This window comes from Brevundimonas sp. LM2 (genome assembly GCF_002002865.1).
Lineage (GTDB): Bacteria > Pseudomonadota > Alphaproteobacteria > Caulobacterales > Caulobacteraceae > Brevundimonas.
In genome coordinates, this window is the sequence record NZ_CP019508.1 from 1,961,190 (window position 1) to 1,979,675 (window position 18,486).

An 18,486-nucleotide genomic window follows, 5' to 3' on the forward strand; every position below is an offset into this window, starting at 1 on the left:
GGTGATGACGAACACGATCCCCCAACAGGTCAGGGAGTCTTTCTGGGTCTGTTTGCGCATCTGAGACGGTTCAGGACCGCTTCTTGCCGTCGTTCGAAGATCGCCTGGTGGTACGGAAGCCAATATCGCCTCCTAGCGCTGAGCGGAAATCGAACGCAGTTCTTTCTGTGATATTTAATGTCGAAGAGCTGGAGACCCAAGCTGGCGGGCTTTGGTGCAGCCGGCATTTCGCATGCTGCTTTAATTTATACGATCCTACACCCAGCCTATGGGTCTGGAGCTCATGTTCTAGTTTTCCCGCCTAAGGGGGCTCGTTGTCCTGAGCGCGGACCACGTGCGCGCGGAGCGCGTCGACGAAGAGTGGCACCTTGGCGGACAGGCTGCGGTGCGCGGGATAGACCGCGTGGACGTCCACGGATTCGGGCCTGTAGTCGGGCAACAGGCGGACCAATTCGCCGGCCGCGACGCGCGGACGCGCGAGGAAGTCCGGCAGCCGGCCGATGCCGGCACCGCCCATCAGCAGCATCTGCAGCACGGCGGGCTCGGGCGCGACGGTGCCGACCGGGACGGGCGTCCGGTGCTGCGTCCCGTCCGCTCCCCCGAACACCCATTCGCTGGGGCGATCGAGCCAGCCCAGCAGCGCGTGGCCTGACAAGGCGTCCGGCGTCGTCGGGACCCCGCGCTCGGCCAGGTAGGCCGGGCTGGCGCAGGGCCAGAGGGCGACCGTGCCAAGCTTGCGGGCCATCAGGTCGGAGTCCGCCAGCTGGCCGACACGGATGGCGACATCGACCTCCTCGCGGGCCAGGTCGACCAGCCGGTTCTCGGTGTCCAGCACGATCCGCACGTTCGGATAGCGGCGCATGAAGGCCGGCAGCATGGGCGCGACCAGACCGACCGCGAAGGTGACGGCCGCATTGATGCGGAGCGTGCCGCGAGGCTCCCCGGTCAGGCCCTCCAGCGCCGAGCCCGCCTCCTCGACGTCCGACAGGATGCGCCGGGCGTGCGGCAGGAACAGGCGGCCGGCATCGCTGAGGCGCAGTTGCCGCGTGTGCCGCTCGATCAGGATCGCGCCGACGCCTATTTCGAGCCGCGCCAGCCCACGGCTGATCGACGACTTCGGGATGCCGAGCGCGCGCGCCGCGGCCGAAACGCCGCCTTCGTCGGTGATGCGAACAAAGGCGCGGATGTCGGCGAGCTCCATTCGGCCATGTTCCAGACGTGGAACGCACTGTCCAGCATCCGCCCTCTAGTGGAGTGCAGAGGAACGCATGACATGAGGGCCGCAAGAACGGAGCCGAGACATGACCAAGCCCATACTCCTCATCACCGGCGCGACGGGAAACCAGGGCGGTGCCACCATCGATGAACTGCTGCGCCGCGCCGGCGACTGGCAGCTGCGCGCCCTGGTGCGCGACCCGGCCTCGCCGAAGGCAGCGGCCCTCGCCCGGCGCGGGGTGGAATTGGCGCGCGGCGACCTGAACGACGCGGACACGCTCCGGACCGCGCTGGCGAAGGTGTATGGCGTCCTGGCCGTGCAGACGCCCATGGAGCAGGGTCCGGAGGGGGAAGCCCGGCAGGGCAGGCGGCTCGCCACCCTGGCGGCCGAGGCGGGCGTCCGGCATTATGTCTACTGTTCGGCCGGTGGCGTCGACCGGAACAGCGGCGTGCCGCATTTCGAGAGCAAGCGGGAGATCGAGGCGCACATTCACGCCCTGGGCCTGCCCGCCACGATTCTGCGCCCGGCGGCCTTCATGGAGATGTTCCAGGGCTTCGCCTTTCGCACGACCATGCTGTCGATGATGCGCACCTATCTCGCGCCGGACCAGGCGATGCAGATGATCTCCGCCCGCGACATCGGCTGGTTCGCCGCCGAGGCCTTCGATCGTCCGGCCGATCATCTGGGGCGCGCGATGGAGATCGCCGGAGACAGCGTCACCCGGCGCCAGGCCGTCGAAACGCTGCGCCGGGCGGATCTCGGCCCGGTGGTCGACTTCAAGATCCCGAAACTTCTGCGCAAACGGCTGCCGGAGGATTTTCGGTTGATGTTCGAGTGGATCGCGCGCGAAGGCTTCCGAGCCGACCTGCCGGCGCTGAAACGCGACCACCCGGCTCTGCTGACCCTCGCGTCGTGGTCGGCGAAATCGACGACCCCGTGAGCGGCTTCCGGGCCAGGAGTGACACCGTGAACACCCTTGAGACCACGCCCCATGATATGGCGAAGGCGGACCGCATCGCCCTGGTCGGCGGTACGGGGGACCTGGGCCTGCGGATCGCCCGCGCGCTTGTGGCCCGCGGGGCCGAGGTGACGGCCCTGGCCCGGCCCGGCAGCGACACCACGGCGCTGGCGGGCACCGGGTCCCGCATCGCGGTGGTTGATTTCCAGGATAGCTTGGCGCTGGAGCGGACCCTGAGCGGCGCGGCCTGCGTGGTCTCGGCGGTGAACGGTCTGGAGGAGGCCGTCATCGATCTGCAGGGCCGGGTGCTGGACGCCGCCGTCGCGGCCGGGGTGCCGCGCTTCGTCCCGTCCGACTATTCGCTTGACTTCACCCGGACCCGGCCGGGCCGGAACCGCAATTTGGACCTGCGACGCCGGTTCATGAAGCGGGTCGATGCCGCGCCGATCCGGGCGACCTCCATCCTCAACGGCGCGTTCGCGGACCTGCTGGCGGGCCAGGCCCCTATCGTGCTGCGCGGGCCCGGGGTGGTCATCCACTGGAGCAGCGCGGACCAGCCGCTCGATTTCACCACCAAGGACGATGTCGCCGCCTATACGGCCGCCGCCGCCCTCGACCCCACCACACCGCGCATCCTGCGGATCGCGGGCGATGTCGTGACGCCGCGCGACCTCGCCACCACAATGCAGGGCCTGACCGGCCGCCGCTTCCGCCTGGTCCGCCCGGGCGGGACCGCGGTGCTCAGCGGCATGATCGGGCTGGCGCGCACCCTGGCCCCGCAGACGGGTGCCGTGTTTCCGGCTTGGCAGGGCATGCAGTATCTGCGCGACATGATGGAGGGTCGCGGCAAGCTCCATCCGCTGGATAACGATCGCTACCCCGGTCTCAGTTGGACGGGCGCGCGCGAGGTGCTGGCCGCCGCCGGCACTTCCGACGCCGAGGCCGGCGGCACCAAGCGTCACGCCACTTAAGCCAGAGACGATCCCGACCCGGCACAGCGTGAAGGGTTACGATCAAGGTGAGAGAAGGTCTGATGACGAGTTTTCACCGGAATTACGACAGCGTGGCACGCCGAGACCAAAGCCGACATCGGATTGTGACGTCCAGAAAGTCCGCTTACGGTGCGGCTCCGAAGGTCCGCTACTGGCGCTGTGCGGCCAACGATATCGGCATCAGCAAACTTGAAGAGTCGAATCTGACGCGCATGGCTCATCGGCGGGGAGACAACCTTCCGTCGTACGGGTCGCCTCAGGCCATAAGACGTCACGCACCCGTCACGCCGCCGTTAAGAGCGTCGTCTACGGGTCCCCGCCTCAGGGGTCGGCTGTAATGTTCGTTTTTACGGAAGATAAGGCGAGGTGGTTTCTCCACCACGTTTTGCCTCATGAGGCCGGATTGCGGGGTTGGTTGGGACGCAAACGGCACGCGAGCATCGATGTCGATGACGTGATCCAGGAAACCTACACCGTTCTAGCCGCGCGTGAGCGCGTGGACGACATTCGGAACCCTCGCGCCTATCTTTTTACGGTCGCCCATTCGGTCGTGGTGCGTCACATCCGCAAAGCCACGGTCGTATCGTTCCAGGCGATCGAGGAGATGGAAGAGTTCGATCCGATTGATGGGGCTGCCTCGCTGGAGCAGACCCTGATTGATCGTGACGAGTTGCGCCGTTTGGCGGAGGCGATCGCCGCGATGCCAGGCCAAACGCGTCAGGCCTTCATTCTGCGCCGGGTGCACGGTCATTCACAGCGTGAGACCGCTCAACGAATGCGCTTGTCGGAGAGTACGGTTGAAAAACATATCGCACGGGGCGTGCGCCTGCTGATTGACTGGTACGCAGATGGCGGAAAAGGCGTGCCCCAACGCTCTAGACGTCTGAAGACGGAGAACGGCGTCCCCTATGGTCGCAAGAACGACAAGTCAGAACGTTGATGACGCTGCGGCGGCTTGGGTCGCCCGGGAGGATCGCGGCGCGCTGTCCACAGCGGACCAGGCGGCGCTGGACGCGTGGCTGCACGCCGATCCGCGCCATCCCGGTGCCTTCCTGCGAGCGCGCGCGATCAGCCTGCGCAGCGAGGCGGCATCAGCTCTAGGTGAGGATTTCGATCCGACGCGGTTCACCAGTCCCGGGCGGCCTCGGCTCCAGCAGATCGGCGCGTCCCGTCGCGAGCTCACAGCGTGGGGCGGTGGACTTGCGGCCTGCGTCGCCGTGGCCGCAGGCGTCAGCCTGACGCTTACCGCGCCTACTGCCCATGCGACCGTGCGCGGCCAGATGCGTTTAGTGCCCTTGCCAGACGGATCCACGGTACTTTTGAACACGGCGTCCCGCATCACGGTCCGCTATAGCGAGACGCGCCGCCTGGTCCGCTTGGTGGAGGGGGAAGCCGACTTCACCGTCCTCAGCGATCAGTCGCGTCCGTTTGTGGTCCAGGTCGGTGATCGACAGGTCGAAACTGCAGACGGCGGCGGTTTCAGGCTTCGTAAACTTGGAGGCGCGCCGATCGATCTGCTGGTTCATCAGGGCGTGGTTCAGGTCGGCCGTGCTCAAACTGGTCGCGGTACCGTGCTGGGATCGGACACACGGATAACTTTAGCGGAAGCGCAAAGCGGTGCCGGAGACTCTTCGCCACGCCATGTGTCTCCGGGAGTGATCAACAGAGAGTTGGCCTGGCGAGATGGCAAGATCGCCTTCGAGGGAGAAAGCCTCGATCAGGCGGCTTCCGCCTTTCGCCGCTACAGCGACGTGCGGATCATCATCGCTGATCCGACCCTTGCGCGCGAACCGGTCACGGGCCTGTTCTCAGCCAATGATCCGGTCGGCTTCGGCCGCGCCGTCGCCGATCTGTTCGGTGCCCCGGTCAGGGTCGAGCCGGATCGCGTGGTCGTCGGCATGCCGCAGGCCGGCGCATAAAAGTTTCATGACGTATGGCGGAAGCCGATCCGCCGACGCCTCTCTCCGTCAAAGGCCGCACTCCTAGCGGTACTCGGGGATAGATCATGATGTCTTACAAGGCCCTTTTGGCCTGCGGCGTAGCCGCATCCGTCGTCTGCGCCTACGGTCCGGCGCAGGCGCAGACCCGCGACTTCAACGTGCCCGCTCAGCCTGCCGTCACGGCCATACCCGAGTTCGCCCGCCAGGCGCGCGTCCAGGTGGTCGCCTCGGCGCGCGATCTGGAGGGGGTGCGCACCCCGACCGTGGTCGGCGAGCTGAACGTCCGTGAGGCCTTGGAGCGGCTGATCGCCGGATCGCCCTTGCGCGTGGCGACGGACACCGGATCGTTGATCACGCTGCGATCGGCCAGAACATCGGCGGCTGCGGGCGTCCTGACCGGCACGATCTCGGATCCAGCCACGCGCGACTATCTTCGCAACGCCATCGTCAAGATCGACGGCCGTCATGTCGCCACCTCGGGCGAACGCGGGGAATACAGGGTCAACGGCGTTCCCGCCGGGGACGTTGAGATGACGGTGGAGTACACCGGCTACGTTACCGAACGCGCCGTTGTCCGAGTGCCGGCAGGCGGGGTGGCAAGACGAGACGTCGAGCTGCGCAGCTCCCTGACTGCGGCCGCCGATCCTTCCGCCATCGAGGTCGCCGAGGTGGTCGTCGTCGGGGCGCGAGAGGGCGACGCCCGCGCGATCATGGAGCAACGCGCGTCCATGAATATCGTCAACACTCTATCGGCCGACAGCTTCGGCGAAATCGGCGACGGCAATCCGGCCGAGTTCCTGAAATACATGCCGGGCGTGGATTTCGACGTGGTGGCGGACGACGTCCCCCGCAACATCTCGCTGCGCGGCCTGCCCGCCCGCTACACCGGCATCACGGTCAACGGCCGGTCTTTGGCTGGCGGGGCCGACGCCAACACCAGCACCACCTCTCCGACGTCGCGCCAATACAGTTTCGAGCAGCTGGCCCTGACGGGGATCGACACCATCAGCGTATCCAAGACCACCAGCGCCGACATGGACGCAAACGCCCCGGCCGGCACCATCGATATCCGCACGCGCAAAGCCTTCGATCGCCGTGGACGCAGCGTCACTGTTCAACTGGGGGCCTCCACCCATACAGGCCTTTGGGACGACTACAGAACCGGGTGGCAGGAGGGCGGCTATGGTGATCGCAAGTTTCTGCCCATGGCCCAGATCACCTATGCAGACGTCTTTCTGAACGGGCGGCTCGGCGTCACCGCAGGTCTCAGCGACTCGACCACCCTGATCGAACACGTTCAGACCACGGCGGGGCGGAACTACGTACCCACCGCGGTTAGCCCTGAGCCCTATGCCGTGACCTCGATCGGCAGCGCCTTTTACGACCGGGAATACAATCGGAAATCCGCCACCCTCGGCCTCGACTTCAAAGCCGCCGACAATCTGATCCTGTCACTGATCAGCACCTACAATCGCGGCGACATTGAACCCAGTACCTTCACGCCGACATTCACGACCCTGGCCCGCAGCCGCGGCGTCGTCGGCGGCGGCGATCCGGCGCTGGACTTCACCACCAACGCCGCAGCGACCGCGACAACCCTGTCGATGGCCAATACCTTCACTTACAAGATCGGCGAGACAAAGAGCGTCGTTCCCAGCTTCGAATGGACCGGTGCTCGCGTTCGAATGGATGGCTACGCCGCCTATTCGGATTCCAGCAGCCTTTATGACTCACCGGCGAGAGGTCAGGTCTCCACCTTGCTGAATGCAGTGGAGTCGCGGGGCAACTTCAGCGCGGCGCGCAGCAATCTCCTTGATCAGGATTGGAAGATCCAGCAGGTCAGCGGCCTCGATTGGGCCGATCCCGCCAGCTTCACGCTCAGCACCGTGAACGGCTCCAATCGGCCTCAGATTCGCACCACACTGGGCTCCTCGATCGAAGCCGAAATGCTGGGCGGCGGCCTGAACCTGGAGTTCGATGCAACGCTGGGCCGCGTGCCCGTGACCTGGAAGACGGGCGTTAAGCTGGCTCGCAATACCTACGACTACGCCAACGACAGCGAAGCCCTGCAATGGATCTACGGCGGCCCACTGACCAACACGGAGTTCCTGCGCGCCGTTCAGAGCGCCAATCAGGCCTCCTTCGCAAACAGCGGGCTGAGGGTCACGACCCTGAACGGGGGCGATCTATATATACCCAGCCTGACCAAGATCTACGACATGATGCAGGCCAATCCGGACCAGTGGACGAACGCCATCACGGCGAACAACTGGTACAACGCCTATATCGTCAACACGCGCGAATACGAGGAAGACATCGGTGCCGCCTATCTGATGGCAACCGCCGAACTGACGGATCGCCTGACCCTTCGGGCGGGCTTGCGGGCCGAAGAGACGACTGGCCGCAGCGCCGATTTCGACCCCTTGAGCGCGCAGGAGGTGGTCAAGGCCGGTTATGCGGTCAACGCCGCCACCGGCCGTGCCACCACCATCGCCGGGTTGGAGTATCAGTATCTGACCCGGGCCAAGGTCGAAAGGGAAGGGCGCTACACCGACGTCTTCCCGAGCGCGTCTGTCCGTTACAGGTTCGAGAGCAACATCGACTTTATCGTCGGCTATAGTCGAACGATCCAACGGCCAGACGTAAGCCTGCTTGCGGGCGTGTGGTCGACAGCCTTGACCGACGAGGGCACCGTGGTCACGGCACCCAACGCTGAGCTCAAACCGGAGTACTCGGACAACATCTCCGTACGTCTGGTCAAATATTTTGAGCCCGTCGGCCTGTTAGCGATCAACTACTATCGCAACCGCATCAGCAACGGAATCATATCGCGCAGCTTCACGGCCGACGAGTTTGGCTACGAGGGCACGGAATACGCCGACGCGACCTTCGAGTCTTACATCAATCGTTCCGACCAGGAAATCGGCATCAATGGCTACGAGCTCGAGTTCAACCACGCCATGGATTACCTCCCCGGGGCGCTGCGGGGTCTGTCGGTACGAGGTTCTTGGCTCTACAGCGATCCGGACATCGTTCAGGAACGCGTCGCCACGCAGGTGAGACAGTTCGGTCTGAGCTGGCGACAGGGTCCAGCGCGGCTGAACCTGAACAGCGTCTGGTCCAACGAGAAGGACCGCGGCCAGACCGGCAACATCGCCACGTCGAACGGCACCATCACTCAATCCCAGCCCTTCATCCCGTATCTCGAGGTGAACCTGTCGGGCAGCTACACTCTGATCAGGAAGACCCGTAACAGCTTCATGGGGCTGGAGGCCTATTTCAGCGCCAACAACATCTTCGGCAACCATCGCGGCACTTGGTACGACAACGGCGAGGTCTGGCCGGGATCCAAGGGGCATCACAGCCAGATCGACATCTACAGCGGACAGAAGGCCAGTTTCGGTTTCCGCGCCCGGTTCTGATTGCGACTCTCGCCCGGGCGGGTCTGTACGGCCCGCCCTCCAAGCCCGCGCACCACAGGCGCGATCGTCCGACTCCCGAGGCCGAGATGACACCCCAAACACTTCCGCTAATTTCCCTTCTTCTCGCCGGCATGGCCGCCCCCGCGTGGGCCCAGGCTCTCGATTCCCAAATCGGCGCACCTCTGCGACCTTGGCGGGAGGGCGAGATCGATATTCACCACATCAACACGGGACGGGGAGAAGCTCAGCTGCTGATCCTGCCCGACGGCACCAGCCTCCTGGTGGATATGAGCGGCAAGACCCCGGAACGACCGCCCTTCTCGCTGCCGACCCGGCCGGACAGTTCCCGCGCTCCGGGTGAGTGGGTGGCGCGCTATGTGCGGCGCGTCCTGCCGCCAGAGGCGGAGGGCGTCGATTATGCCCTGATCAGCCATTTCCACGGCGACCACATGGGCGCGATCGTCGAGGATTCGCCCTGGGCCGCAAACAGAGCCTATCGCTTGAGCGGTATCACCGACATTGCAGAGCATCTGCCGATCGCGAAGGTGATCGACCGAGCCTGGCCTGACTACGACTATCCCCGCCCGATTGCGGACCGCACGGTGAACAATTACCGCGCCTTCCTTGCCTGGCAGACCCAGCACACCGGTCTAGAGGTCGAGCGATTTCAGCCTGGCCGCGCCGATCAACTGGTGCTGAAGTACGATGCCCGTGTCTATCCCCAGTTCCAGATCCGCAATCTCTATGCAAACGGAGTTCTGTGGACCGGGCAGGGCGACGCGACGCGCAACCTGTTTCCGCCCGTCGAGACCTGGCCTGAAGACGATCAGCCTGACGAGAACAAGTTCAGCATTGCCTTCCGCATCAGCTACGGCCCGTTCGACTATTTTACCGGCGGCGACCTATCCTCAATCAATGAGGAGACAGCGCTGGCCCCGCCGGCGTGGGGCGATGTGGAGCCGCTGGTTGGACATGCCGCCGGTCCCGTCGATGCCATGAAGGCCAACCATCACGGAAGCTGGGATTCCAACAGCATCCCATTTCTCGCCGCGCTTCGTCCCAGGGTGATTGTCATCGGATCTCGGGCCGATGGGCACCCGTCCGTAAACACTTGGCGGCGGATGACCTCGCGAAGAGTGTGGCCGGGTGACCGCGACATCTTCGTCACCAATGTCTCGACAGCGACCGCCACGACGACCTACGGCATCGCCGAGACGGCCAAGAGCACCCAGGGCCATGTCGTCATCCGTGTGGATGAGGGCGGTGCCAGCTTTCGCGTTTTCGTGCTGGACGATGCGACGGAAGACATGCGCGTCAATGCTGCCTTCGGCCCCTACTTGAGCCGCTGACGCATGCGGATCTGAACCAGCCATGAGGACCCTCAAGCTGAAGCGACGGCGCGATCAATGCTTCGAATCCGAGCGCCTTTAGCGAGAGCGGACTGCGAGAAGTCAGCTCTCGGCGAGGTTAGCACCCCAGCCATGGAACGCAGTTCGTGTGTGGCCCCGCTGCCAACCGCCCTTCGAATGTGGGCTCAATGTCCGCTGGGCGGCCGAAGGTGAATGTCCGCTTCTGGCGCAAATCGGACCCATTGATCACGCCGGAACATTCACCGTCCCCAACATACTACGATGGCCAGTGCGGGCTCCCGCACCCAGATCACGAAAAGCCTCCCTCACGGGAGGCTTTTTGCGTTCGGGGTCCAAAGCCTCAGCCGCAGCCTCGCAATGTACGGACCCGGCTTGCGGTGCGCATGTCTCCGGGTCGGTCCCCCGAGCGCACCGCGAAGCGGCCATCAGATGCCTGTCGATCGCCGGCGGACGTCCGGGTGCTTAGGTAATCGTGGACGATTGCCGGGGACAGACCAGTCTTTATGCTCGAGCCGCCCTGATGGGCCGGACCCCGGATCTCCGGTCCGTGATGGTCGCGAGAAAGGGAACGTCGATGCGTCATGCCGGAACGCTGACCGGTCTGATCCTGGCAGCCACCGCCCCGCTGTACGTCGCCTGTGCGGTGGGACCCGAAGCCCCGCAGGTGAAGATCCCATCCGCCGGCACGGGTCCCTTCGTCGGTGCCGTCAACCCGGCGGTCGCCGCGGTGGAGGCCCGAGACGACTGGTGGCGGCTCTACGACGATCCGACCCTCGACGGCCTCATCCGCCAGGCCTTCGCCCGTAACAATGAGCTTGAAGCCGCTGTCGCCAATCTGGAGGCGGTGCGCGCCTCGCTGTCCGAGACGCGCGTCGCACGTCTTCCCGCGACGTCGGTCAGCGGTCGGCTGGAGCGGGGCCGCGGGTCGGCCGGAACGGTGTCCGGCCTGGCATCGGGCGGCGTCTTGCCCACGGTCGACACGGCCGACCTTGGCATCCAGGCCGGCTATGAAATCGATCTGTTCAGCCGGATCGAGGCGACCGTCCGCGCCGCCCGGGCAGACGCACGGGCGGCCGAAGCGGCGCTCGCCACAGTCCAGGTGACGGTCGCGGCCGAGACCACCCGCGCTTACGCCGACATCTGTTCGGCCAACGCCCAGATCTCCGTCGTGGACCGAACGCTCGATCTGCAGCGCGACACGGTCGGAACGACGCGGGCGCTGCTTGCCGAAGGCGTGGGCACGGAGCTGGACGTCGCCGGAGCCCGCGCCGCGCTGGCGCAGACGGAGGCGAACCTGCCGACCCTGCGCGCCGCCCGAAACGCGGCGTTGTTCCGCCTTGCGACCCTGACGGGCGTTACGCCCGGCGAAGCCAGCGACGCGGCCGCAGCCTGCGTCCGCCCGCCGCGACTAAGCCGTCCGATCCCGGTTGGCGACGGTGCCGCCCTGCTGGCGCGTCGTCCGGATGTGCGTCAGGCCGAGGCGAACCTCGCCGCGGCCGCCGCCCGTGTCAACGTGGCCACATCCAGCCTCTATCCGCGCATCAGCCTCGGCGGATCTGCCGGGGTCGCAGGATCCGGACTGGGCGAACTGGCAAACAGTGAGGGTTTCCGCTTCAGCCTCGGACCGCTGATCGACTGGTCGTTTCCGAATGTTCTCGCAGCCCGCGCCCAGATCAGGGCCGCCGACAGCCGATCGGACGCGGCCTTGGCCACCTTCGACCAGACCGTACTCACGGCTCTCGAGGAAACGGAAACGGCGCTTAGCAACTACGCCCATGAGCTGGACCGGCGCGCGACCCTTAACGAAGCTCGCGATCAGGCCGCCCGGGCCGCGAGCCTGTCGCGTCAGAGCTTCGACGCGGGCGTCGAGAGTTTCCTCGTGGTTTTGGACGCTGAACGGACCCTGGCCGCGGCGGACTCGGCCCTCGCTCAGTCGGACGCGCTTGTGACGACCTATCAGATCGCCCTGTTTCGAGCGCTCGCGGGCGGCTGGCAGCCGGAAATCTGACGACCGTTTTCACGCGCACGCGCTTCGGGCAGCGGCGAGACCCGACGTCGGTCGCAAGAGGCTGATTCCGGACAGGACAGGACAATCGGCATTGCCGCCCGGTGGCAGGGGCGTCGCAACATCGTTAACGGCATAAGTAGTATTTCTTACGGCGCTATGTCGCGCCTGAATAGAATCCAGGAAATTCAGACGTTTGAAGAATGCCTCGTCCGCGCGAGGTTGCGCAGCGAGAGTCTGCTTCAACACTTATAAACCGCGATCGGGAGACGTTCGGCGAACAAAGGAACATCAGTCCGAGTACGGGAGACGCCCCATGGCGCAGGATGCGCTCAACAGCCTCGAGTCCAAACTCTACGAGGCCGCCGACCGGTTGGCCGGTCAGGGCGCCGTGCAGGGTCTTCGCGTCGCGGACGCCGAGAATGCCGTTTCCGCTGACGCTGACAGCGGTGTCGCCACAGCCTTTCGGCGGCAGGAGATTTCGCCGGCGACCTCGGCCGATTCCGGTCTGACACTGTCGGGGACGGCGGACCTCTCGCTCACGGCTGCGCCCGCCGTGGATTCTGCCCCGACGAACCCGACGGGAGGCGGGGAAGCCCAAGGCACCCCCGCCACGGCGACAAACATCGCCGCCAGACCCGTCGACGTTGCAGGGGAGGGCGCTCGGCCGGTTCTTCCGGACCTGCTGACGCCGCAGCCGGACGGTGAAGTTGTCCTGCCCGGTTCGGACGTGGTCCCCGGCGTGGCTGGTGCACCTGACGGGCCGTTGCCCGCCCTGTCAGATCCCCCAACGCCTGATACCCCAGTCCCTGGCCTGCCGGGCCCCCCCGTAGTTGCGGAGCCGGTGGTTCCGGGCCCCGGAGCAGATTTCGACGTCGGTGGCGACCCTGGGGTTTCGCCACCAGCGCCGACCATGCCTCCCGCCGTGACCGGGCCCGTGCCGCCCGGGCCGGGGACCGAACCTGACATCGCGGGCGACCCCGGGGTCACGCCGCCCGAACCGACGCTCCCGCCTGTTGTGGCGGGCCCGGTCGTTTCAGGCCCCGGAGCAGATCCTGACGTTGGTGCCGACCCTGGGGTTTCGCCATCGGCACCGACCGTGCCTCCCGCCGTGACGGGGCCGGTGCCGCCGGGGCCTGGATCGCCAGCGCCGGGAGTCGATCCCGACGTCGGTGCCGAACCCGAAGTCACGACACCGCAACCAACACCGTCGCCTGTCGTCGCGGGGCCGGGGACAAATTCTGACACTGGGGCCGAGCCCGGGATCACGCCATCGCAACCCGCGCCATCCCCTGTTGTGACGGACCCGGTCGTTCCGGGCCCCGGCGTTGAGGCCGGCGTCGGAGCCGGACCCGGACTTGCGGCGCCGGGATCATCGCTGTCCCCGACTTCTACGACGTCGGTTGGCCAGCAGGGCATGCCGCCGTCGACCGAGGCGGCGTCGTCCGCGACCGGCCCGCGAACGGACGCTGACACGAGTTTGACGGTGGATGCGGGCCTCGGCCTGGTCGATACGGGTCTGGCCGTGGGTCTCGATCCCGTCGAGACGGTGCTCGGCACGGACATCGATCTGGGCGTCGATCTCGCGCCCGTTATCGATGCTGCGACCGGTGTGCTGGCCGGCCTCTCTCCCGCGTCGTCGACCGGCCCCGACACGGACCTGACGCTGGATGCGGGTCTCGGCCTGGTCGATACAGGTCTGGCCGTGGGTCTCGACCCTGTCGAGACAGTGCTCGGCACGGATATCGATCTGGACGTCGCTCTCGATCTCGCCCCTGTCGTCGATGTTGCGACCGGTGTGCTGGCCGGCCTCTCTCCCGCGCCGTCGACCGGCCCCGACACGGACCTGACGCTGGATGCGGGTCTCGGCCTGGTCGATACAGGTCTGGCCGCGGGTCTCGACACTGTCGAGACAGTGCTCGGCACGGATATCGATCTGGACGTCGCTCTCGATCTCGCCCCTGTCGTCGATGTTGCGGCCGGTGTGCTGGCCGGCCTCTCTCCCGCGCCGTCGACCGGCCCCGACACGGACCTGACGGTGGATGCGGGCCTCGGCCTGGTCGATACGGGTCTGGACGTGGGTCTCGACCCCGTCGAGACAGTGCTCGGCACGGATATCGATCTGGACGTCGCTCTCGATCTCGCCCCTGTCGTCGATGTTGCGACCGGTGTGCTGGCCGGCCTCTCTCCCGCGCCGTCGACCGGCCCCGACACGGACCTGACGGTGGATGCGGGCCTCGGCCTGGTCGATACGGGTCTGGACGTGGGTCTCGACCCCGTCGAGACGGTGCTCGGCACGGACATCGATCTGGACGTCGCTCTCGATCTCGCGCCTGTCATCGATGCTGCGACCGGTGTGCTGGCCGACGTCGTGGCCGGCGTCTCTTCAGCGCCGTCGACCGGCCCGGACACGGACCTGACGGTGGATGCGGGTCTCGGCCTGGTCGATACGGGTCTGGACGCGGGTCTCGACCCCGTCGAGACGGTGCTCGGCACGGATATCGATCTGGATGTCGGTCTCGACCTCGCGCCTGTCGTCGAGGCCGGAACGGATCTGCTGGGCGACGTCTTGGCCGGTGTCACACCGGCACCTGTGCCGTCGACCGGCCCCGACACGGACCTGACGGTGGATGCGGGTCTCGGCCTGGTCGATACGGGTCTGGCCGTGGGGCTCGATTCCGTCGAGACGGTGCTCGGCACGGATATCGATCTGGATGTCGGTCTCGACCTCGCGCCTGTCGTCGAGGCCGGAACGGATCTGCTGGGCGACGTCTTGGCCGGTGTCACACCGGCACCTGTGCCGTCGACCGGCCCCGACACGGACCTGACGCTGGATGCGGGTCTCGGCCTGGTCGATACGGGCCTGGACGTGGGTCTCGACCCCGTCGAGACGGTGCTCGGCACGGATATCGATCTGGACGTCGATCTGGACCTCGCGCCCGTGGTCGGTGCCGCGACCGGTGTGGTGGACGGCGTCGTGGCCGGCGTCGGGCCCGCGCCCGCGTCATCGACCGGCCCGGACACGGACCTGACGGTGGATGCGGGGCTCGGCTTGGTCGATACCGGTCTGGACGTGGGTCTCGACCCCGTCGAGACGGTGCTCGGCACCGACGTTGATCTGGACGTCGATCTCGATCTCGCGCCTGTCATCGATACCGGAACTGGTCTGCTGGGCGACGTCGTGGCCGGCGTCGCGCCCGCGCCATCGACCGGCCCCGATACGGACCTGACGGTGGATGCGGGTCTCGGCCTGGTCGATACGGGTCTGGCCGTGGGGCTCGATCCCGTCGAGACGGTGCTCGGTACGGATATCGATCTGGACGTCGATCTCGATCTCGCGCCTGTCATCGATACCGGAACTGGTCTGCTGGGCGACGTCGTGGCCGGGGTCGCGCCCGCGTCATCGACCGGCCCGGACACGGACCTGACGGTGGATGCGGGGCTCGGCCTGGTCGATACGGGCCTGGACGTGGGTCTCGACCCCGTCGAGACGGTGCTCGGCACGGATATCGATCTGGACGTCGATCTCGCGCCCGTCATCGATGCTGCGACCGGTGTGCTGGCCGACGTCGTGGCCGGCGTCTCTTCCGCGCCGTCGACCGGCCCCGACACGGACCTGACGGTGGATGCGGGTCTTGGCCTGGTCGATACGGGTCTGACCGTGGGTCTCGATTCCGTCGAGACGGTGCTCGGCACCGACATCGATCTGGACGTCGCTCTCGACCTCGCGCCTGTCGTCGAGGCCGGAACGGATCTGCTGGGCGACGTCTTGGCCGGTGTCACACCGGCACCTGTGCCGTCGACCGGCCCCGACACGGACCTGACGCTGGATGCGGGTCTCGGTCTGGTCGATACGGGCCTGGACGTGGGTCTCGACCCCGTCGAGACGGTGCTCGGCACGGATATCGATCTGGACGTCGATCTCGATCTCGCGCCTGTCATCGATACCGGAACTGGTCTGCTGGGCGACGTCGTGGCCGGGGTCGCGCCCGCGTCATCGACCGGCCCGGACACGGACCTGACGGTGGATGCGGGGCTCGGCCTGGTCGATACCGGTTTGGACGTGGGTCTCGACCCCGTCGAGACGGTGCTCGGCACCGACGTTGATCTGGACGTCGATCTCGATCTCGCGCCTGTCATCGATACCGGAACTGGTCTGCTGGGCGACGTCGTGGCCGGCGTCGCGCCCGCGCCATCGACCGGCCCCGATACGGACCTGACGGTGGATGCGGGTCTTGGCCTGGTCGATACGGGTCTGGCCGTGGGGCTCGATTCCGTCGAGACGGTGCTCGGCACCGACATCGATCTGGACGTCGCTCTCGACCTCGCGCCTGTCGTCGAGGCCGGAACGGATCTGCTGGGCGACGTCTTGGCCGGTGTCACACCGGCACCTGTGCCGTCGACCGGCCCCGACACGGACCTGACGCTGGATGCGGGCCTCGGTCTGGTTGATACGGGTCTGGCCGTGGGGCTCGATTCCGTCGAGACGGTGCTCGGCACCGACATCGATCTGGACGTCGCTCTCGACCTCGCGCCTGTCGTCGAGGCCGGAACGGATCTGCTGGGCGACGTCTTGGCCGGTGTCACACCAGCACCTGTGCCGTCGACCGGCCCCGACACCGACCTGACGGTGGATGCGGGTCTCGGCCTGGTCGATACGGGTCTGGACGCGGGTCTCGACCCCGTCGAGACGGTGCTCGGCACGGATATCGATCTGGATGTCGGTCTCGACCTCGCGCCTGTCGTCGAGGCCGGAACGGATCTGCTGGGCGACGTCTTGGCCGGTGTCACACCGGCACCTGTGCCGTCGACCGGCCCCGACACGGACCTGACGCTGGATGCGGGCCTCGGCCTGGTCGATACGGGTCTGGCCGTGGGGCTCGACCCCGTCGAGACGGTGCTCGGCATCGACGTCGACCTCGACCAGGACGTCGATCTCAACCTTGCGCCTGTCATTGAGACCGGAACGGGCCTGCTGGGCGACATCGTGGCCGGTGTAACGCCGGCACCTTCCACGGGCTCGGACACGGACGTGACGGTGGATGCGGGCCTCGGCCTGGTAGATGCCGGTCTGGACGTGGGTCTTGACCCCGTCGAGACGGTGCTCGGCACCGACATCGACCTCGACCTGGACGTCGATCTCGACCTCGCGCCTGTCATCGAGACCGGACCGCGTCTGCTGGGCGACGTCGTGGCCGGTGTAACGCCGGCACCCTCGACGGCCCCGGACACGGGCCTGACGGCGGACTCGGGCCTCGGCTTTGTCGATGCCGGTCTGGACGTGGGTCTCGACCCCGTCGAGACGGTGCTCGGCACTGGCATTGATCTGGACGTCGATCTCGACCTCGCGCCTGTCATCGAGACCGGAACGGGTCTGCTGGGCGGCGTCGTGGCCGGTGTCACGTCGGCACCGGCACCCTCGACGGCCCCGGACACGGACCTGACGGTCGATGCGGGCCTCGGCCTGGTCGACATGGGTCTGGACGCGGGTCTCGACCCCGTCGAGACGGTGTTCGGCACCGATATCGACCTCGACCTGGACGTCGATCTCGACCTCGCGTCTGTCATCGACGCCGAAACTGGTTTGCTGGGCGACGTCGTGGGCGGCGCTATGCCCGCGCCCGCTCTCACGCCTTCGACCGGCCTGGACACGGAGCAGACGGTGGACGTGGGCCTCGACCCCGTCGAGACGGTGTTCGGCACCGATATCGACCTTGATCTGGACCTCGATCTCGATCTCGCGCCGGTCATCGGCACTGCGACCGGGGTAATGGACGGCGTCGCGGTCGGAGTCACGCCGGCGCCGGTGCCGGCACACTCGACGGCCCCGGACACGGACCTGACGGTGGACGCGGGCCTCGGCTTTGTCGATGCCGGTCTGGATGTAGGTCTCGACCCCGTCGAGACGGTGCTCGGCACCGACGTCGACCTGAACGTCGATCTCGACCTCGCGCCTGTCATCGAGACCGGAACGGGGCTGCTGGGCGGCGTCGTGGCCGGTGTCACGCCGGCACCGGCACCCTCGACGGCCCCGGACACGGACCTGACGGTCGATGCGGGTCTCGGCCTGGTCGACACGGGCCTGGACGTGTCCCTGGATCCGGTCGAATCGTTGCTGGACATCGATCTGGATCTGGACCTCGGGCTTGACGCCGACATCCTCGGTTTGGCGTCGGTGCCGCAGTCGGGGGCACCGCTGCAGGGCGATTCGTCCACGGCTGACCTGTTCGAGTTGGCGGGAGGCCTGAGCGATCTGTCGAGCGTCGTGCCCGAGCCGGACCTGTTCGCCACTCTCGGCGATCTGCCGACGAGCGACCTGACCCTGTCCCAGCTGCTGGACAGCGCCAGCCTGGTCAGCGGATCAAGCCTGTCTCAGGACTACTTTGATGCGGCTCCGGTCACAGAGGTCGCTTCGGTCCCTGTGCTGTCGAGCCCAGCCAATATGCTCACGCTGTCGACCACTGTGGAGCCGCCCACGGCCCTCGTCGGCACAGCCCTGATCGACGCGGTGACGGCCCCGGTGACCACCAGTCTCACCGCGGCGACCTCTGCCCTGCGGTCGTTCGGCTCGCGCCTGTTCTAG

9 protein-coding genes are annotated in these 18,486 nt (G+C 66.7%); 8 read left to right on the top strand and 1 reads right to left on the bottom strand.

The window, feature by feature from the left end:
* Positions 1–301 precede the first annotated feature (301 nt).
* The gene (locus BZG35_RS09655) at positions 302–1,201 is read right to left on the bottom strand and encodes a LysR family transcriptional regulator (RefSeq protein WP_077355457.1); all 900 of its coding nucleotides are present in this window, start codon (positions 1,199–1,201) and stop codon (positions 302–304) included.
* 100 nt (positions 1,202–1,301) lie between these two features.
* Between BZG35_RS09655 and BZG35_RS09660 the strand changes: the two genes are divergently transcribed.
* The 8 genes from BZG35_RS09660 to BZG35_RS17955 all read left to right on the top strand — a co-directional run bounded on the left by BZG35_RS09660 (position 1,302) and on the right by BZG35_RS17955 (position 18,486).
* Complete coding sequence (locus BZG35_RS09660) at positions 1,302–2,156, top strand: NmrA/HSCARG family protein (protein ID WP_077355458.1); 855 nt, start codon at positions 1,302–1,304, stop codon at positions 2,154–2,156.
* Between the two features lie 26 nt (positions 2,157–2,182).
* Entirely contained in the window at positions 2,183–3,145 is a 963-nt protein-coding gene (locus BZG35_RS09665; protein ID WP_216351841.1) for an NmrA family NAD(P)-binding protein, read from the top strand.
* 358 nt (positions 3,146–3,503) lie between these two features.
* Complete coding sequence (locus tag BZG35_RS09670; protein ID WP_077355459.1) at positions 3,504–4,106, top strand: RNA polymerase sigma factor; 603 nt, start codon at positions 3,504–3,506, stop codon at positions 4,104–4,106.
* Positions 4,075–5,085, top strand: a complete 1,011-nt coding sequence (locus BZG35_RS09675; protein WP_077355460.1) for a FecR domain-containing protein — start codon at positions 4,075–4,077, stop codon at positions 5,083–5,085. The genes BZG35_RS09670 and BZG35_RS09675 overlap by 32 nt, the downstream gene beginning before the upstream one ends.
* A 239-nt stretch (positions 5,086–5,324) precedes the next feature.
* Positions 5,325–8,528: a TonB-dependent receptor domain-containing protein gene (locus BZG35_RS09680; protein WP_171981928.1), complete on the top strand. Its 3,204-nt coding sequence runs from the start codon at positions 5,325–5,327 to the stop codon at positions 8,526–8,528.
* Positions 8,529–8,614: 86 nt separating this feature from the next.
* On the top strand, positions 8,615–9,877 hold the full coding sequence (locus BZG35_RS09685; RefSeq protein ID WP_077355462.1) for a ComEC/Rec2 family competence protein: 1,263 nt from the start codon (positions 8,615–8,617) through the stop codon (positions 9,875–9,877).
* A gap of 595 nt (positions 9,878–10,472) precedes the next feature.
* Positions 10,473–11,906, top strand: a complete 1,434-nt coding sequence (locus BZG35_RS09690) for an efflux transporter outer membrane subunit (RefSeq protein ID WP_077355463.1) — start codon at positions 10,473–10,475, stop codon at positions 11,904–11,906.
* A 1,414-nt stretch (positions 11,907–13,320) separates the two neighbouring features.
* Positions 13,321–18,486: a hypothetical protein gene (locus BZG35_RS17955; protein ID WP_171981929.1), complete on the top strand. Its 5,166-nt coding sequence runs from the start codon at positions 13,321–13,323 to the stop codon at positions 18,484–18,486.